The sequence below is a fragment of the Nonomuraea sp. NPDC050310 genome (assembly GCF_040655795.1).
GTDB lineage: Bacteria > Actinomycetota > Actinomycetes > Streptosporangiales > Streptosporangiaceae > Nonomuraea.
Map to the genome: position 1 here is coordinate 1 of NZ_JBFAKP010000037.1, position 20,174 is coordinate 20,174.

Below are 20,174 nucleotides of genomic sequence, written 5' to 3' on the forward strand. Positions count from 1 at the left end.
AAGGCTTACGACCGCGACGATCTGCGACGATGGCTGCGCGGCCGGCGCATCGCCGTGCGTATCGCCCGCCGCGGGATCGAGTCCAGCCAGCGATTAGGGCGGCACCGCTGGGTGATTGAACGGACGATGTCCTGGCTGGCCGGCTATCGCCGGCTCACTATCCGCTACGAACGCTACTCCGGCAACTACCTGGCCTTTCTCGGTCTCGCCGCGGCAATGTGCTGTTACAAGCGGCTCATCCGGCTCACCACATAGGACACGGTCTAAGTTGACACTCCCGGATCATGAGAAAAGGTGCCCCTGACCTGCGAGGATTCGAGTGTTGAGGTCGTATCCAGGGCAGAAGTAGGTGCACCTTTCCGGTGAGCAAGCGTAACAGGTGGGACCGGCGGTTGTCTGTCACCGCCGACGGAAGAGGACTGATCGGCCACGCAGGCGTGGTCCTGCTGCACAAGATGGCCGACAAGTCCGGGTTGACCGGCGCGTTGGCCTCGTTATGGCCGGTGGGGTTGAGCGCCACCTGGCGTGACCGCGCGCACGCAGTGATCGGGCTGGCCAGCGCGATCGTGCTCGGCGCCCGCAACATGCTGGACGCCGAACGCCTCCAGGCTCATCATCAGGCGCTGTTCGGCGTGCCGCCGTCGGACTCCACGCTGCGCCGCACCCTGGAGACGATGGACGAGCCGATGCGGGAGCGGATCGCACGAGCCCGCGCCCGCGTCCGGCGCCACATCTGGCAGTTGCTGCACCTGCGGCCGGGTGGTTTCCCCTGGCTGCAGGTGGCCGGGAAGCGGTTGACCGGCTGGATCGTGATCGACATCGACGCGACCGTCATCACCAGCACCTCCAAGAAGAGTGGCGCGGCGGTCACCTTCAAGAAGACCTTCGGCCTCCACCCGCTGGCGGCCTGGTGCGCCAACACCCAAGAATCGCTGGAACTGCTGCGGCCGGGCAATGCCGGCAGCAACACCGTCGAGGACCACCTGCGGGTCCTGGCCGCCGCACTCAAGCAGATCCCCGGCTCCTCGGCCGCGAAGATCCTCGTACGGATCGACGGCGCGGGCGCCACCCACGAGTTGCTGGAGCACCTGCAAGCGCTCAACACCACCCGGCGAACCGTCCGCTTCCTGGTCGGCTCGGCCATCACCGCCGCCGACGAGGCCGCGATCGCCAAACTCCCCGCGACGGCCTGGGATTCCTGCCTGACCCAGGACGGCCGCCCGCACCCCGACGGCTACCAGGTGGCCGAACTGACCGCCCTGAGCACCCGCCCCGGCTGGCCGAAAGGGCTGCGACTACTGGTCCGCCGGGTCAAACCCGCCGGACGCCACCACAAGAAGCTCACCGACTTCGAGAAGACGACCGGCTGGAGATACCAGACCACCGCCACCGACATCACCCGGATGTGGGGCATCGCCGGATCCCACCACCCGCAATGGCTCGACGTCCTGGGCCGCGAGCACGCTGTCGTCGAAGATCGCGTCCGTGTCGCCAAGGCGATGGGCTTGGACAACCTGCCCAGCAAGGACTGGACCGTGAACTACGGCTGGACCCTGGTCGCGGCCCTCGGCCACGACCTGGACTGCTGGGTACGGCTGCTCACCCTGCACGACCACCCCGACCTGGCCAAGGCCGAACCCGACACGATGCGCTACCGGCTCTACCACCTGCCCGCCCGGCTGGCCCGCCGCCGCTGGCTACGTCTCGGCCCCACCTGGCCCTGGGCCCACGCGTTCGTCTCGGCCTGGGACCGTCTGGCCCGCCTGCCCATACTCGCCTGAACACCGACACCCTGCCCCCACCACCCAGGAAGGAGCCGCCCGGGCCCGTGGACCCGGCGCCCTCGCAGCGCATGCGCCACCCCACGCCCATCACACAAAGGACAAACCAAGACAATCCGCAGAGTCGATCAAGTAGCGATCACGCAGCGCCACTCGCTGACGAATCGAGGCCAATGCAGGATCCCCTCACGCCCCTTGATTTAGAACTGGCTACTTTGAGCAATCTCACATCCACGCATCCGCAGCCTCAATCTCAAGAACAATGAAGCGCTCGCTACTCCCTTCTCTCCTGGCCCGGTTGATCACCTCAGCATAATCAGGCTCATCCATCACCCCGTCATTCGAGGCTAGCTCTATCGGCTCTGCAGTAAGTACCACTTCGTCCTTTTCCGCCTTGATCCACTCACCAGGGCGCTCCTCGACGATGTGCCACCCCTTGCTACGAAGCGTTCTGGATATATTGCCAATAGATTCACCGACGTCTCGCCCGTGGACATCTACCACAAATACGTCGGTGATCTTTGTCTCACCATCCCATGTTGACGCGACCGAGGTCTCGCCATGAATGCGCCAAGTTCTCTGAACTTCGGAGCGAATGTTTTCGCTAGCCCTAGCGGTGCTTGGGACCAGCTCAGACCTGCATCCCGACACCACGAAGAGGGTGGCGCAGAGAGCCAGTAGGGCTGCTCTTCGGGCAGGCCGAGCCCTGAACCACCTAGACCGCCCCACGTGTGCATCACCAGCCCTGGTATGAGGAACCCGACGGAAGGTAAGGCCCATAACACGACTTATCCCTTGAGCATGCCCAATAAGAATAAGCAACCTTCTTACCGTGCCCAAAGATCCATGAAACCCGTTCTTCCGTCGCACGAGGAGGACCAGACTTTCCATCAATCCAATCCTGGAAGTCATCACTAACGTATAACTTCCCTTCGCCTCCCTTGGTCCATGATACGCCGGAGCACCCACAATAGGCAATGGCGGCTTGCCAGTCATTAATGGGAGTTCCAGACGACGTTTTAATGTTATCCTTTAGAAAATGCATATACGCTGCCGCAAGCTTGATAGACTAGACGTGATCATCGCCTAGCGTGGTGAAATTTTCCAACTACTCCAGCTCTTACCGTAGTAAATCTGCAACATTTTATCGGCTTTGTATACTTCGAGCTGCGAAATTCCAATTGGTGCCCCTCTGCCCAACACGGCGTATCTCGCATTAGCTTCCCAGAATCCGCCGATCAGCACCTCTCGAGACGTCGCCTCCAGAATGATTACGGCTGCGAGCGCATTCGGGTCGACCTTATGTTCTGCGGCGGCACTCTTGATCACCTTCCAATACTGGATTACCGTACGATACTCACTAAAGGAGGGATATTCTTTAGCAATTCTTGCCGATGCGCCTATCATCTTGGCATTGCGGAATCTCTCGGCACTGGCGGCGTCTCCATGCGCGCCGACAGCCCGTGGGCTTTGTGCTGATACCTTGCCGGCTTTGAGATCAGCAATAGCCCGTTCCATCTCGGCCCAGCTCTCTAACCCGCCGACCGATGCCCAAATAGCTGCAAGCCTCTTGTCGGACATGGTCCCCGACCATCTACTCATATAGTCTTTTTGGACTTCCTCATCCGCGAACCAGAAATTCGGCGGATCCATTGGACGCCCATTAGGCATGTATTCATAGCCGAGACGATCGATCTCCTCGTCGGATAGCTGAGGACTGTGAAGATAGTCAAATCCGGGAGAATTTACGTACGAAGCCCACCATCGCTCATTCGTGAACGTCTCCATACACGTGTCAGGGCCACAGATGTAGCCGCCTGTCTGACCAGCGACGAATCTGCCGGTCCCGCCGCCGCTCAAGTCGGCTTCTACTGTTGCATGTCCCGTAGGGTCGAGTCCCGTTAGGGGCCTACCGTTGGCGTACGTGTAACGGTTGGCTTGAATGCTCGGGTTAGGATTCAGCGCAAGAGAGTCGCGGCCAGAAAAAGAGCCTGTCTTTGGTGTGTACCAGCGTCAGCGAACTCGTTGGCCAGCAAGACGGCGAAGGTGGTCTTCCCGGCTCCGGGAAGGCCATAGAGAGCGAGTCTGCGCATGCGTGATAGCCCCTTCAAAGGTTGAGTTGGCTGTCGACCTGCGCTGCCGCCATGAAAGAACGGCCGGGCGCACCTTCTCTAGGGATCACCCGTAGTCTCTAATCGACCGGCTGTAGTCTCTTTCCGCCGTAGAGATGGGCAGCCCTTCACTCACGCGAGACAGTGGTGCTGGCGCCTACACCCCCGGGAGCAGCGTGATGACCACGTCGTCCGAGCGGCACCCGCTCGTAGTTCTCCGTGAGGAACTTGGTCTCTCCATGGCGGGCTACGCACGTGAACTCGACGCCGTTCACAGGTCGCTCGGATTGGGCGGCCTGGCACACGAGCGGCAGAAGATCTATCGGTGGGAGAAGGGCCTGGCGAACCCGGAGCCGTCGGCTCAACAGGCGATCGCCGTCCTTCATGGAATTCCGGTCGCCCTCATGACAGAGAAGCCGTGGCCGGAGTGGCTCGCAAGCGCATGCGGTCGGGCTGATGAGGCCCACACTTTTGGATGTCAAAAAGGTACCGTGGAGATGCTGTCGGATCTCGCCGCGGGAGGCCCAGTGGATCGGCGCCAATTCCTCATCATGACCTCGGCAGCGCTCGGATCTTCGGTGACCGGTTGGCAGGACGCGGTCGAGGCCATGGCAGTTCCGTCCTCCAACGGCCGTCGGCAGATCACGAGCGGCATGGTCGATCACCTCGAACAACGTCTCGACCATCTTCGACATCTCGACGACGCGGTCGGCAGTTCCCAGCTCCGCGAGCTGGCGGTGGCGGAGTTCGGATTCATCGTCGGGCTCGTCAAGGAAGCCCGCTTCGACGAGGCGACGGGAAGGCGCCTCTACTCAGCAGCCGCCGAGGCCGCCCGCTGCTGCGCTTGGGTGCACCTCGACGACGGATTTCACGCCCAGGCCGAACGGTACTTCGATGTCTCGCTCCGGGCCTCAGCCACCGCAGGCGACCCTCTGACCGGCGCCTATGCACTCTCGTTCCGGGCGATCCAGCAGTACACCGCGGGAGACCCCCGCGACGCCGTTGCGCTGGTAGAAGCCGCCAGAGTCCAGACGAAGGGCCAGGCGACGCCACGCTTCCGTGCCATGCTGGCTGCTCGGGCCGCTCGCTCTCACTCCAAGGCCGGCGACCGACGCGCTTGTGCGCGGGCGTTGGAGGAGGCTCGTGCCTACCTCGGTGCCGGGGTTCGTGACGATGACCCGGCCTACCTCTACTGGGTCGACCTCGGTGAAGTCGAGATGATCGCCGGGTCCTCCGCACTGGAACTTGGAGATCCACGTGAGGCGATCCGCAGGTTCGGTGCCGCGATCGAAGCCAACTACGCGGGCGATGATCAGTATCCCCGAACCCATGCGATCTATCTGTCACGTCTGGCTGATGCACACCTCACGCTGCGCGACCTCGACCAGGCGGTCGCGGCCGCAGAGCATGCTGTGCGCTGTCTCGGCGGCGTGGAGTCGGCCAGGTCCACCGCAACGCTTGCCGAGCTTCGCGAGAAGCTAAATGTTCACCGCCGTGTTGCGTGCGTTCGAGAGTTCCTCGACCTGACCGCATGATCGTTGGCTGATCAATGGGCGGTCAAAACCGACTGCGTACGTGGTGCCACAAGGCTCCCTTTCTCGCTCGCTGAGAATCCTCAGGCCCTGCTGGCCAGGCCCATGGACTCGAACAGGAAAAGCCCGATCGCGCGGCCGGTGACCGCGACCCGGATAGGCGCCTGAACCTTGTCCCGCCTGGGCCCATGCTTCTCCATGAAAGGGCCATCAGGCGGCGTGAGCTCGGATCACTCAGGGCCGGGGGTTGGCGCGTCGTCCCCCCACCCGGACCAGACGAACAAGTCAGGGTCCCAGGATGAGGCGTAGGCCAGCGACTCGGTGCGCATGCTGGTCTGGCCACGTCCCTGGTCGATGGTGAAGCCGGTGACGAATCCGCTGTCCTGGTCGATGGTGAGGCTGCCGACCGGCTCCCCGTCGGCCGCCAGCAGGGGTACTGGGGCCGCCGCCGACAGGGTGGCGTCGGTTACCCCGAGCCTCGCGTCGAGAATCTCCCGGGCGAACCTGGCCGGGTCGGGCAGAAGTTGGGCCTCGTTGACCATGAACCCCTCGTCCATCCGGGCGCGAATCTGTCCGGGAGAGGCGATGAACACAGGCCCGTGGCCGACGATCTCCACATGCCAGTACTGGGGCGGCTGGTACCAGAAGTCGACCGTACGGTCGCCGAGGTATCCCTCAAGGACGTATCTGCCGCGGACTGCGGGGCCGTGGGCCGGTGTCATAGGACGCTCACGCTAGCAGGTGAGGGTCACGCCGCCGCTGTAGGCGGTGTCGGTGGCGCCCGTCCGGCCTTCGGTGTCTTCCCAGGTAGCCCACCCTTTTGCCCGGAAGTTGCCGTCGCGTCCGATGCCCGGTGCGCCACACAGCGCGGCGCCGTTGAGGTAGTGCTTGACGCCGATGCCGGTGAAGTGGCCTTGCAGGGGGCCGGCCACGGGGGCCCAGGTGTGCGGGCCGTTGCGCTTTTCCAGCTGCAGGTAGGCCGTGATGGACACGACGTCTCCCCAGCATTGGGTCCAGGAATGGATCTCGATGTATTTCCGGCCGCTGACGGTGGCGAGATTGGGGCTCTGTGTACGTCCCCGGCAGGCCGAGACGCGCGCGGCAGAGGGCTGCGCTGTAGCGGTCTGCTCCGGTGGTGAGGGCGAGGGGGCGGTCGCGCTCGCAGCCGAGGCGATGACTAGCAAGCAGATCATGGCACTTGTTGCCGCCTTCCCCATGTAGTCAGGAAGTGCGGAGGATCGCGACGAGAGGCTGTTGCTCATAAATCAATGAGAGACAAAGCGTTCAGACTAATGTCATTTCCGCCCTCAATGACATGTTAATGATATGTCATTGAAAATTCTGGCCGGAGAAGTCATACATTAAGGTGATTTACAGAGAATGTCACGTTCAGGTTCTCTGCTGGGACGGAGTCAAGGGGGCGATCTCCCGCTGGCTCAGCGCACGACCAGCTCGGCAGTCCGTACTGCCAGGATGTGCCCGCGCCGTATATGGAGGATCACTCACCTCATAGAACAGCCCGTCACTGACCTGGGCAGATTCTGGGACCAATGCTCCGAGGGTAAGTCCCGCCAGCTCGATGAGAAGTGGGGGGTCGGCCGCCGTCTTCACGTGGAGCACGGCCTTGGCGTGGAGCGCCTGGGCTGGCCTGCCGACGCGCTGGACTCGGCTCGGGCTACGGCGGGGCCGTAGCTGCGCTGGCGATGGAAGGCGTCAAGACGTCGAGGCGACCGGCGTCGACCTGTCCCCGGCCCACGTGTCGGCCGCCCGGATGCGCTGTAGTCACCTGCCGAGCGCCGTCGCCGCCCGCGATCTGCTCCGGCGGGGCAACCGCGCGCGGGATGGCCCACGCGGGGCAGCGGCGCCACCGCCCCGGCCATGATCCCCGCCAGCCAGATGGGCGGGGTTAGGGGATGTCGGCCAAGCGGACCTCACCGGTCACCCCGGCCGGGCGGAACCGGTAGCCCCCCTGCCTGTCGGCGATCGTCTTGGCCTCGCCGAGCGCCTGCACGAGGCGGTGCAGGCGGGGGTAAGGGGAGGCGAGCGTCGCCTCGCGGAAGAACTCGCTGCGCAGCATGTCGAACACATTCGCCGCGAGGTTGGCGCCCGCCCACCGGTAGGCGCTTTCGTTGGCCGTGATCTTGGCGTTGCGCCAGGCCTCGCGCAGGTCCTCCGGCACGGAGTGGTAGCGCACCCGGTGATCGCTGCGGGCCACCTCCATCGCCGCGGGGCCCAAGCTGGTCCCGTTGAGCTTTACCATCAGCGGACTCGTGGCCGCTTCGGTGTCGGGGACCTCGCGGTACTGCTGCAGGGTCGGATCCAGGAGGCGGTCGGCCGCGGGGACGATCAGCACGGTGTGCCCGTTGAAGGTGCCGTTGGGGTTGTAGTGGGGACCGTTGCCGCCGTAGCGGGAGTGGGTGCCGTTGCCCTCCACGTCCAGGATCACCGCCTCCACCCGCGAGTCGATGCCGTACTCGGCCAAGGCGTAGTGCAGCGTCAGGCAGCCGTCCACGCAGTAGGCGGCGCCCTTGCCGTCTTCGGCGACGTTCCACAGCCACACCCCGGCCAGCCCGAGCAGCGGCAACGCCTCCGGCGGGGCGTTCAGCATCAAGGTCGATACCGTCTCCAGGCTCATCCGCACCTGCCGGCCCGATGAGGCCGAGCCCCGCTCGGGGCGGCGCCGTCGCGCTGACTTGTCCTTCTTGGGGTTCCGGCGGGCGGCCATGCCCTGACGATAGACATCGCCCGGCCAGAAGCAACCCCCAGACCTCCGCTGTGCCTTGAACAGTTCCAAAGATCAGGGCCTCCATGAACGCGGGCCGCGCTCCCCGCCCGCGGGCCTCTCGCGCACCCCACCGCCACCCTTGATCGTCTTGTGCCCGCCATGCGGCCACGGCCGCCACCGGCTACTGTCCGAGAGTGGCAGGCGATCCCGTTCGGGGACGGACCTGCCCATCCCCCGCGGGCGCGGGTCCTCCTCCCGGAACGCCCAGCTGACCAGCCGGAGCCCCTTGGATGACTGCTCGAATCCCCCGTCACCGCGCGGACGCCCACACCCTGATGCCCGGAGACTATCTCCGGGTCATCTTTGACCAGCACAGCCCCTTCCCCGTCGAGAGGTCGGCGTTCTACGCCCGGGCGGAACACATCGAGGTCCTTCCCTCCGACGGAGTGATCCGGACTCGGGGCTTCAACGGGCAGGGGCCGGTAGCCGCCTTCTGTCACGGCGTTCCCGGCCCGCTCCTGCTGCACTGCGGCGACCACCAGGTCCTGACCCAGATCGACGCCGACCGTGAACGCCACGAGCAGGCCGCTCCGTGGTGGCCGTCCCTGTCCGCCCCGTTCTTCCTGCGGGCGCACGTCGTCACCGCCGCCCGGCACCTGCCGGCCGCCCCCGTCACGGAACCGCCCACCCGCCGGGACGACCGCCCACCGCAAATGGCCACCACGATGACCATGCCTGCCTGCGCGCTGCGCCCCGGCGACTATCTCGAGGCCATCGCGGCCCGCCACCCGGACGCCGACCGCAGCCCGCACGAAGGCTTCGCCCGCGTGCAATGGATCGAGGTCCTCGACCCCGAACACGCCGGCCACCTGACCGCCTATCCCGACTGGCGCGGCCAGCGGCTCCTGCTGGTCAGACTTCGCAGCGCCCTGGATATCCTGCTGTTGGAGGCCGACTCGCCGGTACGGGTGCTGGCCTACGTCAACCCAGAACGGGCCGCCTTCGAGGGCAGCTTCGACCCCGACGGCGACGGCCCGCTCTTCGACCCCAAAGTGCCAGACTCCCGGCCCTTCACCTCCGACGAGGACCAGGCCGCTCATCTGCTGCGCGAGCGGCTACGCCAGGACGTGCGCCTGCCCGCCGACGAGGCGGCCCTCTACCCCCAGCGCTGCACCGACCCGGCCGAACGCCGCCGTCTGCTGCACGGCGTCAACGGGGTACGGCTGGTGCCGTTGTCGAGCCTGCCCTGGCCGCACGGCCTGTTCAAGTGCGCGCACGTGCCCGCCGTCGAACGCCTGGCCCGCAGCTATCCCCGCGACAAGCACAGAGACAGTGCGTCCCAGGCCGCGCACGCCGAGCTCTTCACCCAGCTGAGCGCCGACGATTTCGCCGCCTGCCCCTACCATCAGGCCAACTGGCCGCTCATCGGCGAGATCGCCCGCCGCGCCGTGGCCGGCTCCGAGCGCGATTGGCGAAACGCCCTCACCCCAGCCGAGGCCGACAGGCTCACGGCACAAGACAAGCTCTGGCTCGACAGCTTCGAGGTGGATCCCATCAACTGGGACGACGGCCACGACGCGATCACCAACGGCCAGCACCGCCTGTGCGCGCTGCGCGCCGCCGGAGTCCTCACCTGCCCCGTGGACGGTCGGCACGTCCCCGACGACCCCTACCCCGGCCCGGTGCCCGCCCACGAGCACGCCCGGCAGACCGTCGCCGGATTCTGGAGCCGCTACCTGACCAAGCGGCTTCGCAGCCGGAGGCTGGCCGACCTCGCCGGGCGCGTCCTCCTGCTGTGGCCGACCGGCCGCCGTTTGCTCTTCGGCTTCCTCATCGATGGCGACCGGTAGTCCGATCCCTATCGATTTCGGCCTCGGCGAGATCCACGCCCACGGGCACAGCGGGTCGAACCAGAACGGGACCGTCTCACGGTCCTGCTGTCGCGTATTCATCGGCGCGGTGCCATCCCTTTGAATCGTGGCGCAGGAGACTATCGGTTCGGGGGAGCGGGGTCACAGGTCGAACAGTCCATCTTGGGCGGGCTGGTTGCACTTGGCGGTGCGGCCGGCGAGCTTGATGAGGGCCGCCAGGTCGCAGAGCTGTGCGTCGCGGTCGGCGGCGGCGATGAGGTGGAAGAACACCTGGGCGGTGACCTCGACGTCGGCGGCCGCCCGGTGGCGATCCGGTGGGTGTCGGATGGACAGGTGCGCCAGGAGCGTGTCGAGCCGGTAATTCGGCAGGCCGGGGATGAGGTGCTTGGCCAGCGGGATGGTGTCGAGCAGGTCGATGCGGGCCAGGGCCGGGCAGTGCTCGCGCTGGTGGTGGATGAGGCCGGCTTCGGTGGCGGCGTGCTGGGCCACCAGCAGGTAGCGGCGGTCCGGGGTGAATCTGCTGTCCAGGGCGCCGAGCGCTTGGGCCGGGGTGGGCGCGTCCGCCAGGTCATGGGCGGTGAGGCCGGTCTGGGCGGTGAACATCGGTGTCACCGGCGCGAAAGCGGGCGGCCGGATCAGTGACGCGCCCCGGCCGACGGTCCGAAAGGCGCCTTCGTGGTAGCGCGCGGCGAGCACGGCGATCTCGACGGGCTGCGCCGGATACCCGGACGGAGTCGTGGCCTCGAAGTCGATGACCACGAACGTCGTCGCCAGGAAGGCTGGATCGCCGGTCAATCCACTCACGGGGTTCACCGCTTTCGTCATGAGCACGATGCTGCCGATCCGCATCGGCCCGTCGTGACGAGCATGCCGGACGGGCGGCTGGGACGGCTGGATTTCACGAGCAGATGAGGCGGCGTGCGGCGCATATCGCGGACGGCAGGTCGGGGGCATTCGACCACCGCTGGCCGGTCCACCGCTCGGTGAGGGCCTGGTAGAGCTGGGACATCACAGGCAGGAACTCGGGTGGCAGCGGCTTCGGTCGTGGCCACCGGTCGCGGGGAACGCCGTCGGCGATCAGGGCGTTGACCGGCACCTCGTGGCCGTGGGTGACGTACCAGTCCCGCAGGATCTGCTTGCCGCAGTGGACGCCGTCGAACATCAGGCGGCTTTCGTCGGGTGTGCCGGGGCTGTCGGCCAGAACCAGACGCGCGGCGCCTGTGAGCAGATACTCCAGCTTGCCGTCGCAGTGGCTCAGGCTGACCTCGCGAGCATGCCGGGTCAGGATCTCGTTGACGGTGAGGGTGATCTCGCGCGTTCCCTGGAACTGCCTATCGTCCAGGCCGGTCAGACGCTGGGCTTCGGCAGGCCCCAGGAAACGGTTGACGAGTCGAGCATCGTGGCGTACTCCACCATCGGGCAGGGCAGCTGCTGTCCGGTGGCGGGGGGATCGGTGAGACCAAGACCGGCGGCGGTCAGCGTCCTCGCGGCGAGACGGCGGTGCACCGAACTGCCGGGCGGGACCCGTTGCGGAACCGGACCTGCACCGGCAGCAGCGTCGTGCCCATGCTGGGCTGGGCAGCATCGGGGACTGGGGCCAGCGCGCGCAGAGCACACCACGGTGTACCGACCCACCCGCCTGTGATGCTGCCTCGGTTCTGGTACTTCGCATCTACCGCTGTCACGTCGTGACGCGCGACTGAATGCCGATCATGGCAGCGGGTCGACCCGGACGTCCGGCCAGAGCGCCCTCAGCGGGCCAGCATCGCCGGTGAGGACCGGCCAGCTGCGCTGCTGCGCGGCCAGGACGACGGCGGCCGCGGTGGCGTAGAACGGCGCTTGCGTGGCGGCGGGGCGCAGGGTGGCGGCAAGCGCGGGCAGCGTGCCGCGAGTGACGTCGGTCACGACGGTGATGGGCAGACCCAGGAGCACCTCGATGGCGTCCCAGCGGTTGTCCGGAATCTGGGCGAGTGCCGCGGCGACCGCGATGGCGGGCAGCACGATGACCTGTCCCTCTTGAAGGGAGGACCAGACGACGGCTTGTGCGTACTGGGTGCGTCCGGTACCGAAGTCGACGATGGCGGGGACGTCGAAGATGCGGCCGCTGATCACAGGGCGGGCGGCTGCTCGTCGGCAAGCTCGACGGACCGTCGGCGGGCCAGCTCAAGCATCTGCTCGTTCGGGGCGCCGATGACGGCCTTGAGGAGGCCGAGCCAGTGGGTCACCTCGGGCTCGGTAAGCGGGCGGCCCTCGGTGAGGGCGGTCTCCATGCTGGCCATACGTCCATGGTAGCTGGTGCCGTTACGCCCCGCTTGCCGCTCGGAGGCAGAAAGCGTGGCCCTGTTCCAGCAGAGCGGGACCACGTGGGGTGAGTGCGATGCGCAGGCCGACCCCCATGGAGGGGACGATCTGGTGCTACACGGCAGTCCAGCCCTCTGGTCCTGCGGCGGGTTGGGGGGGCGGTGTTCGGCGGGGTGCCGCGGCGGTTCGTCGGCCAGGCAGGGAGAGCGCTACACCAGCGGCATGGACCGCCCGGCCAGCACTTCGCCGATCATCGACCGCTGGGCCTGGAGGATCTGCAAACCTGACACCAACGCTCGTGTTGCGAGCCACTCCACAGCTGGACGTAGAACCCCGAGGCTCTCCAAGTTCTGGATCTTCCTGACGTCGTGGTGGAGGTGGCCACCGTAGGCCACCAGCTTGAAGGCCTCGCGGCAGGTGACGCTCCGCCGGTTGAGCTGGAAGCTGCCCTTCATTACTCCGGACCAGCCCTTCAGCAGAGCCGCGTTCGCCTGCCGGGTGGGATCGTCTGGGGCGAGGCGGTCGACGATGCTCGAGATGGTCTCGAAGTAGCAATCTTCCTTGGGAGCGACAAAGGCGCGGAAGACCGTGAGCGCTGATCGGAGGTCGTCGAGGTCGCCCTGCTCATAGGAGACGAATGGCTGGTTGGCGGCCCCCACAACCATGCTGGTGCTGACGGTCCCCGCGCGCAGCGCCCGGCAACGTTCAAGGGTGTTGACCTGCTCGACGAAGAGGTCGAGTTTTCCTCGGTCGGTCCGTTCCGCCACCCTCATGATCGTAATGCCAGTCTTGGGTGCAGTGGTTGGCCTCGGCGGGCTGCCCCGGTGCTACTGGACCATGCCTTCTGCGCCCGCTGGCAACCTCTAGATCGCGGCGCGGCCTTTGCAGCCCCATACAGGGATGCCGTGTGGTTGCATGGGTACATGATCGAGATTCCTGCTCATGGTGTCGATCGAATGGCAGACTTAGTCGCAGTGCGCCATGGTCAGAGCGAAGCCAACGTGCTTTTCGCCGCAGCGATCTCCGCTGGGCACAGCGATGTGAAGATCCCAGGACCGGATTCCGGGGTTCCGCTATCAGAGCTCGGACGCCGACAAGCCCAGCAAGTGGGGACGTACCTGGCGACGCTTCCTGCACACGCGCGCCCGCAGGCTGTGGTCTGCTCGCCCTACCTTCGTGCTCGACAAACTCTCGAAGAGGCGGGGGCCACTGCTGACGGGCTCCGGGTCGTGCTCGAACTGGCCCAGTACGACGAACGCTTGGTCGATCGACGTATGGGGGAGTGGGAGCTGTTGCTTCCCGCACAGCTTCGCCATCGTTTTCCGGGTGCAGCAGCGGAGATTCAGGCGCAAGGCGAGTTCCTGCACCGCCCACCGGGCGGAGAGTCCTTCGCTGACGTCGCGGCGCGACTCGCCTCGTTCCTCGAGGATGCTCATCGCACCTACCGGGGTCAGCGTGTGCTGCTTATCGCACATGACGCCGTGGTACTCATGCTGCGGCGACTCATCGAGGGCTTCACCTGGCGCGAGCTGGCGAGCATCAGCCAGAGCAACTCCGTGGCCAACGGTTCGATAACCCATTGGAGCTGGCGGGTGACTCCGAACCTGGTTGCTTACAACGTCAAGGACCACGTTGCCGACCTGAACGGAGGGAGTGCATGACACTTCACCAGGGTGGCGCCGCCGAAGATCCTCCACGCTCAGTTCTGGGACACCTGGACGCCCAGCCATGGGAGCCAGACATGGAGCGTGCTCACCATGTCACCCGCAACCTGCTGATCCGAGTTGTGGCCTGGTGCTCGCACCATGCAGCCGAAGCGGAGCGGAGATCCGATGACCAGCAGGAAGCGGCCGACCGAGTCCGAGCGTGGCAACAGCATGCGGCAAAGCTGCTAACCGACCTCGATCCGGCCGACGCGGACAGGGCCGCCCGTGTTCGGCGCTGGTGTCGCCAGATCCTCGACGAAGGTGAGGGGCCGTACGATGCCCCGTGACCAATTATCGGAAGATGCGAACGAGCGCATCTTCCGAGAGCAGATCGTTCCCATGCTGCTCACCGGCGCTGCTCGGCAGGCCAACCCAGTGGTCGTCATCGTGGGGGGTCAGACCGGTGCCGGCAAGACCGCCATCACCTCCAAGGTCAAGCGGGCGCTGGGGCAAGCAGGCAGTTTTCTCAACATCAACATGGACTTCTACAACCCCTTCCACCCGCAATATCACGTCTGGCGGACCGAGAATGAGGCGACCGCCAGCGCCAAAGTGCGCCCCGACGGGGACCGTTGGTGGGACAAGGCGCAGCGCTACGCGATCGAACAGCGTTGTCACGTGGTCTTGGAATCGGCGAATGCTGCAGCCGTCTGAGTTTGAAGAAATCGCTCTTCGCTTCGGAGCAGCGAACTTCCGCGTGGAAGCGGCACTCGTGGCGACCCCAGCAGCCCTCAGTCGGCTTGGCATCGTCGACCGGTACTGGAGCGAAGTACAAGAGGTAGGCCACGGCCGGGCCATTGCTCCAGCCGTCCACGACGCCTGCCAAGCGGGCGTCCTACGAGGCGCAAACGCGGTTGACGCCGGCGGACTGGCCCATAGCGCCTTCGTCTTCCGCAGATCCGGCCACGTCGTCTACGCCAACCATGTCGATGCCTCCGGCACTTGGATGCGTACACCTCATATGGCGGCCGCCATCACTGCGGAGTGGACGCGCCCATGGTCCCTGGCGGAGCAGCAGTGGTTCGACTCGAGGCTTTCCACGCTACGACAATCGATGCCCGCGGACTGGCAGGCGGAACTCCAGCAGATCGATGGCTTGGCAGCGCCACTCGCGGCACGGAGCAGGACCAGCGCAGCCGCCCGAATCACGTCGCGCCATGGAGGTTCCCCGCGACCGCAGAGACCGCGGGAGTTGCCACCGGCCGGACACACGGTGCGTGAACCGCAGGTACCGCGTCGCGGCCCTCGTTAACGCGGCCACCCTTCATCGAGAGCGGCGCTGTCACAGTGCCCTACCCGCCTTTCAGGGCGTCCTCGCAGAGGACGGTGCCCGAGTCGGGTGTTGTCCGAGTCGGGTGTGGACTTCGCCCCTGCCCGACGCTGCTCTTCCAGAACGGACTGACTGGCGTTCATCGCGGAGGCCACCCCGCACCCTGCGGCGAGCCATCCGCGCGCCGCAGGGTGCCCGGGTCAGGGACGTGATAGCACGGCGAGGCCACCGACAAAGCAGGCCGGGGTGGCGTGCCGCTCATCGGATACCTGGCCAGAGCCGGGGTCGGGTCTCCAGGCATGAACCGGAAGCAGGCCCGGCGGCTGCCACAGCCAGCGGGGGCCGAAGATGTCGGCGACCTCCTGACAGGAGCGGACATGCAACGGGCTGGAGCTGTTGCGGTAGACCTGCCGGCTCTTCTCGACCGCCTGCGGGTCCAGCCCATCACTGCACGCGTGACTCATGATCAGCATGCTGCCGGGGACGAGGCGGTCAGCGAACGTCCGCATCGCCGTCTTCGCTTCGCTCATGGTCAGGAAGTGCAAGACGGCCCCCAGCCCAACCCCGACTGGCTGAACGAGATCGATCATCTTCGCGAGGTCCGGCCGACCCAGCAGGGCGGGCAGGTCACGCAGGTCACCTGGGACGAAGTGCGTGTGGTCGCCTTTGACCAGCAGCGCACGGGCATGGGTGGCCACAACCAGGTCGTTGTCGACGTAGATGGTCCGGGCGTCGGGATGAACACCCTGGACGACTTCGTGGACGTTGCGTTCCATCGGCAGCCCGCAGCCGATGTCGAGGAACTGGGTGATTCCCGAGGCGGCAACATCGTGGAAAGCGCGGCCGAGGAAAGCCCTGTTGGCCTGGGCCGCGGCCCGCAGGTCCGGCACCAGACGGATGAGCTGCTCGGCAGCCTGCCTGTCGGCGGCGAAGTTGTTCTTGCCGTCGAGCAGGTAGTCGTAGATGCGTGCCGCATGCGGGAAGCGGGGATTGAACGAGCCGTCCGCGGTGATGTCGGCTTCTTGCGGCGAATGCTCCTCGCGCAGGGGAGACAACGTCATGCGTGGCCCACCGATCCCGGATGGCGGTCGCCCGCCACAGTCTGCGTGATCATCTGGCCGGGATCTTTCGCTGGAGAAGCTGGCCGGCCTGAGCGAACAAGCGCCATTCCCCGTCACCGCCGCTCATCGTCGGCGTAGGTGAGAGGGGCGGCTGGCCGCCACATGGGCCAGAACCGGACGCCCTGAGTCAACTCGTAAGGCGGCAATGCCTCATATCCGTGACGGGCATACAGGTCGCGGCTGGCGGGGCTGGCCGCGTCCAGGTAGGCGGCGGCGTGGCCGAGGTGTGCGCGGTGGCAGTGATCGAGCAGCCGGCCGCCGAGGCCCCGCCCCTGCAACTCGGGGTGGACGGCGAGGAAGAGCAGGAAGTGGTGAGGCTCGGACGGGTGGTGCTCGGTGAGGACCCGGTCGAGGTGGAGGAAGCGATCGTGCCAGGCCCCGGTGGCTGCCTTGAGCCGGGCGTCGTAGTCCGGCGGCGGGGGAGGGGGCGGGTCCGCGGTGTTGTCGAACCAGACCGCGGCCGCAGCCGGGATTACGGGCTCGCCCTGAGCAGATGCGGGTCGGCTGATCACGTGGATGGCGCCGCCGCCGTCGGGCGTGAGCGCGTGCTCGACCACGATGCTGAATTGTGCGGTCAGCACCTGGTGGCGCTGGTCGCGTTCGGGCACCAGGACGGCGCTCTGCGGCAGGTCCATGAACGCGGTGGCGATCAGCTCGGCGACCGCTGCCGCGTCCTCCGGTAGGGCCCGCCGGATCGGGGCGTTGAGAGCGGTGTCCATGTCACACCGTCCGGGTGGAGGCGAGGTCGGCGTCGGCGCCGAGGCCGACCTGCTGGTACTGATCGGGGCGGGTGGCGCGCATCAGCGCGGCCCACGCGAGCCCGAGCATGGTGGCGAAGACGAACATGGAGGGAAGCACCCACGCCAGCGAGTCCCCTTCGGGGACGCCGAGGATCAGATGGAAGTTGAAGAGCACCAGCGTCAGCATGGCCAGCAGCAGGACGGCCGCGGCGGTCGGCGCCCACCGGCGGCGCACGAGCCCCAGTCCTCTCGGGCGCCGGGCGAAGTAGACCACGATCGCGATGGCCGTGGCGCTGGCCAGCAGGAGAATGCCCAGTCCACCGAGAGCACCGCCCGCGAAGAACAGCGTCGGGACGGGATCGGCTCCGAAGACGGCGAACGTGACGATGACCGCCAGCGCGATCGCGGACTGGGTGAGTGATCCCGCGATCGGCGCGCCAGAGCGCGGCGACGTGCGCCCGAAGATGCTGGGGAGCACTCCCTCGCGACCGAGCGCGAAGACATAGCGGCCGGTGGTGTTGTGCACCGCGAGGGCGGCGGCGAACACGCTGGTCACGAAGAGAATCCGGGCGACGGTGATCACCGTGGGATGCAGGTGCTCGCCGGCCATGACGAAGATCGTCTCTGCGCCGTGCTTCTGGCTGGCCTCGACGATCGCGTCGGACCCGAGCGGGATCTGCATCGTCCAGGCGAACAGCCCGTACAGCAGGGCGATCGTGGCGATCGAGATGTAGGTGGCGGTCGGCACCGTACGGCCGGGCTCACGCGACTCCTCGGAGTAGACCACGGCGGCTTCGAAGCCGACGAAGCCGAGGACGGCGATGGCCAGCAGCGCGCCGATCCCGGGGGAGAAGAGGCTCGCCGGGGACAGGGCCGACAGAGCCATGTCGACTCCGCCCGCCGCAAACGTCGGATGCGCCAGGTTGGTCAGCCCGAACAGCACGATCACGGCGACCTCGCCGGACAGCAGCAGCGCCAGGATCTTGCCGTTGATGTCGACGCGAGCCAGTCCGAGCGAGCCCACGAGGAGCCACATGGCGAGGGCCAGCAGCCACCAGGGCAGGTCCCAGCCGAGCCAGTCGGCCAGCAGGGGCGCGGCGGCAGCTCCGATCCCGCCGTACAGGGCGACCTGCAGCGTGTTGTAGGTGAGCAGGGAGACCCAGGCCGCCGCCACACCGGAGGGGCGGCCGAGGCCGTGCGTGATGTAGGTGTAGAACGCGCCGGCGTTGGCCACGCGCCGGGCCATCTCCACGTAGCCGACGGCGAACAGCGCCAGGACCGTGCCGACGGCGAGGAAGGCGATGGGCAGGCCGGTGATGCCGGTGGCGGCGTAGCCGGTGGGCAGCACGCCAGCCACCACGGTGAGCGGCGCCGCGGCTGACAGGACGAAGAACACCACGCTGCCGACGCCGAGCCGGTTGCGGGCCAGAGCCTGGCCGATCCGGTCGGCCTGGGGTAAGTACTGCGGCGATCGAGAGATCACAACGGTCCTTTCTGGGGGAGGAGGGGCCTCTGAGGTCGCCCTCGGTTAGGTGCGGTGGGTCAGGACGGCTTTGCCGATGGCCGTGCGCACACCTGCCACCACGGGTTGAATCTGGGCAGGGAGGTCTTGGAGGGCCTGCCTGAGGAAGGTTTGCTGGCGACCGCGCTCCTCGGGGTCCTCCAGGATCGTGGTGGTGAGCTCGGCGGCGTCCGCCAACGCCGCGAGCACCAGGTCCCTGTCGCCGGGGGCGAGTCGCCGGTCACGCAGGGCGTAGCGCAGACGGGTGGCCGGCCAGGAGCAGGTGGCCCACCCCTGCTGCGAGGCGTGGACGTAGCGCACGTCGCGGCGGAGGGAGAACCTGCCCGGCGCGTCGCGGACGATCACACCGGCGACGATCAGCCGGTCCGCGACCCGGCTGATGTACTCCTCCCGGCCGAGGTAGTCCAGCCAGGTGAGCAGGGCGCTGTGGCGGCCGCACTCTCCGGCGATCAGCCTCAGCATGTCGGCCAGGAGGGGATCTCGGGGCCGCTCGTGCCCGAGGACGACCAGGTGCTCGCCGTCGACGGCGAGACACTCGGCCAGCACCAGTTCGGCCAGTAGCCCGCCGGCGAGCGTCAGGCCCGCACCGGTGCGGTGCAGACGTGGGCGTCCGGTGCGCAGGGTGTCCCACACGAGGTTGAACAGGTCACTGCATAAGGGCTGAGTTGCATGCATGAGGGGTCCGATGAGGTCGAGAAGGCAAGAGGGGTAAGCGGCAAGCCGGTAGCGCCCCCTCACTGAGTGGGCTACGGGACCAGGTTCAGATGGGGGCGACGGCTGCCCGGGAGGCTCGCCCGGGGCATGGGCGACTCTGACCGCGGTGGTGGCGGGACCGGGCAGCCGTGCCCTGTCATCGCCGTCCAGACCCCTCAGACTGGGAGGCGATGAGCTCGGTGTGGCGGGCGGCGATCAGACGGGCCGCCGCGCTGGGGTTGCTGATGACGGCTTGGTCGTACAGCCACTTGCCGTGCGAGTTGGTCTGGCCGGTCCACCAACGCCACCGGTTGCCGTACCCCCAGACCGCGAGGCGTTCCCCGACCATGACGACCGTCACGTCTTCCATCGCGTGCACGGCGGCGGTGATCCCGTGAGCGGTTGCGAGCTCGTCGCGGAGCTGCTCGGCTGCCTCGGTCTGGGGCTGCAGGTCCGCGATGAGCGAGGCGTACAAGGCCGTCATCGCGCCGTGCCCTCGATGAGTCGTTTCCACAGAGCGCTCACCTCCTCCTCCAAGCCGGTTGAAGGGCTCTCGACGATCACGCGGCTGGAGGGGTCTGCCGGGTCGAGCTGGTCGGTGCGGCGAACCCAGAAGAGACCTCCGGCCGTGACCTTCTCGTAGGTGACGGGCTGGCAGTCGCAGCTCCAGGCGAGGACGTGAGGGGCTCGTTCGAACCGGTCCTGGCTGGTCGCGGGTGCCCACGGCACCTGCTCGTGATCGGGCGGGGGCTCGCCCACCGGCGGGCAGTTGCGGTTGGTGCACGTGCTCTTGTTGGGCAT

24 protein-coding genes are annotated in these 20,174 nt (G+C 66.9%); 8 read left to right on the top strand and 16 right to left on the bottom strand.

The genetic code is table 11. From position 1 onward, the window contains the following. Together AB0I67_RS41210 and AB0I67_RS41215 are read left to right on the top strand one after the other, a co-directional pair. The coding region (locus tag AB0I67_RS41210; RefSeq protein WP_357936087.1) for a transposase at nucleotides 1-255 on the top strand (255 nt) is incomplete at its 5' end. Nucleotides 256-362: 107 nt separating this feature from the next. After that, nucleotides 363-1,781, top strand: coding sequence for an IS1380 family transposase (locus tag AB0I67_RS41215; protein ID WP_357936089.1), 1,419 nt, complete (start codon nucleotides 363-365; stop codon nucleotides 1,779-1,781). A gap of 225 nt (nucleotides 1,782-2,006) precedes the next feature. Here the strand turns inward: AB0I67_RS41215 and AB0I67_RS41220 are convergent, their stop codons facing one another. Continuing rightward, nucleotides 2,007-2,432: a hypothetical protein gene (locus tag AB0I67_RS41220; protein WP_357936091.1), complete on the bottom strand. Its 426-nt coding sequence runs from the start codon at nucleotides 2,430-2,432 to the stop codon at nucleotides 2,007-2,009. Nucleotides 2,433-2,867: 435 nt separating this feature from the next. Beyond that, nucleotides 2,868-3,362, bottom strand: coding sequence for a hypothetical protein (locus AB0I67_RS41225; RefSeq protein WP_357936093.1), 495 nt, complete (start codon nucleotides 3,360-3,362; stop codon nucleotides 2,868-2,870). A gap of 709 nt (nucleotides 3,363-4,071) precedes the next feature. Between AB0I67_RS41225 and AB0I67_RS41230 the strand changes: the two genes are divergently transcribed. Continuing rightward, a complete protein-coding gene (locus tag AB0I67_RS41230; protein WP_357936094.1) occupies nucleotides 4,072-5,427 on the top strand; it encodes a hypothetical protein in 1,356 nt (451 codons plus the stop codon). 227 nt (nucleotides 5,428-5,654) lie between these two features. Here AB0I67_RS41230 and AB0I67_RS41235 read toward each other — a convergent pair whose 3' ends face one another. The 3 genes from AB0I67_RS41235 to AB0I67_RS41245 all read right to left on the bottom strand — a co-directional run bounded on the left by AB0I67_RS41235 (nucleotide 5,655) and on the right by AB0I67_RS41245 (nucleotide 8,149). Beyond that, nucleotides 5,655-6,146 carry a hypothetical protein gene (locus AB0I67_RS41235; RefSeq protein ID WP_357936095.1) on the bottom strand — a complete coding sequence of 164 codons (492 nt, stop codon included), beginning with the start codon at nucleotides 6,144-6,146 and terminating at the stop codon, nucleotides 5,655-5,657. 12 nt (nucleotides 6,147-6,158) lie between these two features. Next, nucleotides 6,159-6,686, bottom strand: a complete 528-nt coding sequence (locus AB0I67_RS41240) for a hypothetical protein (RefSeq protein ID WP_357936097.1) — start codon at nucleotides 6,684-6,686, stop codon at nucleotides 6,159-6,161. A 644-nt stretch (nucleotides 6,687-7,330) separates the two neighbouring features. Beyond that, nucleotides 7,331-8,149, bottom strand: a complete 819-nt coding sequence (locus tag AB0I67_RS41245) for a hypothetical protein (RefSeq protein WP_357936098.1) — start codon at nucleotides 8,147-8,149, stop codon at nucleotides 7,331-7,333. A gap of 446 nt (nucleotides 8,150-8,595) precedes the next feature. Here AB0I67_RS41245 and AB0I67_RS41250 point away from each other — a divergent pair, with 446 nt between their 5' ends. After that, the gene (locus AB0I67_RS41250; protein WP_357936100.1) at nucleotides 8,596-9,999 is read left to right on the top strand and encodes a hypothetical protein; all 1,404 of its coding nucleotides are present in this window, start codon (nucleotides 8,596-8,598) and stop codon (nucleotides 9,997-9,999) included. Between the two features lie 162 nt (nucleotides 10,000-10,161). Here AB0I67_RS41250 and AB0I67_RS41255 read toward each other — a convergent pair whose 3' ends face one another. From AB0I67_RS41255 to AB0I67_RS41275, 5 genes are all read right to left on the bottom strand, one after another. Next, nucleotides 10,162-10,845, bottom strand: coding sequence for a 3'-5' exonuclease (locus AB0I67_RS41255; RefSeq protein ID WP_357936101.1), 684 nt, complete (start codon nucleotides 10,843-10,845; stop codon nucleotides 10,162-10,164). 73 nt (nucleotides 10,846-10,918) lie between these two features. Continuing rightward, the gene (locus AB0I67_RS41260) at nucleotides 10,919-11,692 is read right to left on the bottom strand and encodes a phosphoribosylaminoimidazolesuccinocarboxamide synthase (RefSeq protein ID WP_357936103.1); all 774 of its coding nucleotides are present in this window, start codon (nucleotides 11,690-11,692) and stop codon (nucleotides 10,919-10,921) included. A gap of 38 nt (nucleotides 11,693-11,730) precedes the next feature. Next, nucleotides 11,731-12,132: a hypothetical protein gene (locus tag AB0I67_RS41265; RefSeq protein ID WP_357936105.1), complete on the bottom strand. Its 402-nt coding sequence runs from the start codon at nucleotides 12,130-12,132 to the stop codon at nucleotides 11,731-11,733. After that, the gene (locus AB0I67_RS41270; protein ID WP_357936107.1) at nucleotides 12,129-12,299 is read right to left on the bottom strand and encodes a hypothetical protein; all 171 of its coding nucleotides are present in this window, start codon (nucleotides 12,297-12,299) and stop codon (nucleotides 12,129-12,131) included. The genes AB0I67_RS41265 and AB0I67_RS41270 overlap by 4 nt, the downstream gene beginning before the upstream one ends. 231 nt (nucleotides 12,300-12,530) lie before the next feature. Next, the gene (locus AB0I67_RS41275) at nucleotides 12,531-13,088 is read right to left on the bottom strand and encodes a hypothetical protein (protein ID WP_357936109.1); all 558 of its coding nucleotides are present in this window, start codon (nucleotides 13,086-13,088) and stop codon (nucleotides 12,531-12,533) included. Between the two features lie 156 nt (nucleotides 13,089-13,244). Between AB0I67_RS41275 and AB0I67_RS41280 the strand changes: the two genes are divergently transcribed. From AB0I67_RS41280 to AB0I67_RS41295, 4 genes are all read left to right on the top strand, one after another. Next, complete coding sequence (locus tag AB0I67_RS41280) at nucleotides 13,245-13,982, top strand: histidine phosphatase family protein (protein ID WP_357936111.1); 738 nt, start codon at nucleotides 13,245-13,247, stop codon at nucleotides 13,980-13,982. An 80-nt stretch (nucleotides 13,983-14,062) separates the two neighbouring features. After that, nucleotides 14,063-14,314 (top strand): hypothetical protein, encoded by a 252-nt coding sequence (locus AB0I67_RS41285; RefSeq protein WP_357936113.1) that lies wholly within the window; start codon nucleotides 14,063-14,065, stop codon nucleotides 14,312-14,314. Continuing rightward, nucleotides 14,304-14,681 carry a zeta toxin family protein gene (locus AB0I67_RS41290; protein ID WP_357936115.1) on the top strand — a complete coding sequence of 126 codons (378 nt, stop codon included), beginning with the start codon at nucleotides 14,304-14,306 and terminating at the stop codon, nucleotides 14,679-14,681. The genes AB0I67_RS41285 and AB0I67_RS41290 overlap by 11 nt, the downstream gene beginning before the upstream one ends. Next, a complete protein-coding gene (locus AB0I67_RS41295) occupies nucleotides 14,665-15,279 on the top strand; it encodes a zeta toxin family protein (protein WP_357936117.1) in 615 nt (204 codons plus the stop codon). Before AB0I67_RS41290 ends, AB0I67_RS41295 begins: the two co-directional genes overlap by 17 nt. A 218-nt stretch (nucleotides 15,280-15,497) precedes the next feature. Here AB0I67_RS41295 and AB0I67_RS41300 read toward each other — a convergent pair whose 3' ends face one another. The 6 genes from AB0I67_RS41300 to AB0I67_RS41325 all read right to left on the bottom strand — a co-directional run bounded on the left by AB0I67_RS41300 (nucleotide 15,498) and on the right by AB0I67_RS41325 (nucleotide 20,174). Further along, the gene (locus AB0I67_RS41300; RefSeq protein ID WP_357936119.1) at nucleotides 15,498-16,358 is read right to left on the bottom strand and encodes an SAM-dependent methyltransferase; all 861 of its coding nucleotides are present in this window, start codon (nucleotides 16,356-16,358) and stop codon (nucleotides 15,498-15,500) included. A gap of 113 nt (nucleotides 16,359-16,471) precedes the next feature. Continuing rightward, nucleotides 16,472-17,137: a GNAT family N-acetyltransferase gene (locus tag AB0I67_RS41305; protein ID WP_357936121.1), complete on the bottom strand. Its 666-nt coding sequence runs from the start codon at nucleotides 17,135-17,137 to the stop codon at nucleotides 16,472-16,474. A gap of 1 nt (nucleotide 17,138) precedes the next feature. After that, entirely contained in the window at nucleotides 17,139-18,641 is a 1,503-nt protein-coding gene (locus AB0I67_RS41310; protein WP_357936123.1) for an APC family permease, read from the bottom strand. A gap of 45 nt (nucleotides 18,642-18,686) precedes the next feature. Continuing rightward, nucleotides 18,687-19,355, bottom strand: a complete 669-nt coding sequence (locus tag AB0I67_RS41315) for a GPP34 family phosphoprotein (RefSeq protein ID WP_357936125.1) — start codon at nucleotides 19,353-19,355, stop codon at nucleotides 18,687-18,689. Between the two features lie 175 nt (nucleotides 19,356-19,530). Further along, nucleotides 19,531-19,857, bottom strand: a complete 327-nt coding sequence (locus AB0I67_RS41320; RefSeq protein WP_357936127.1) for a hypothetical protein — start codon at nucleotides 19,855-19,857, stop codon at nucleotides 19,531-19,533. Further along, a complete protein-coding gene (locus AB0I67_RS41325; RefSeq protein WP_357936129.1) occupies nucleotides 19,854-20,174 on the bottom strand; it encodes a hypothetical protein in 321 nt (106 codons plus the stop codon). The genes AB0I67_RS41320 and AB0I67_RS41325 overlap by 4 nt, the downstream gene beginning before the upstream one ends.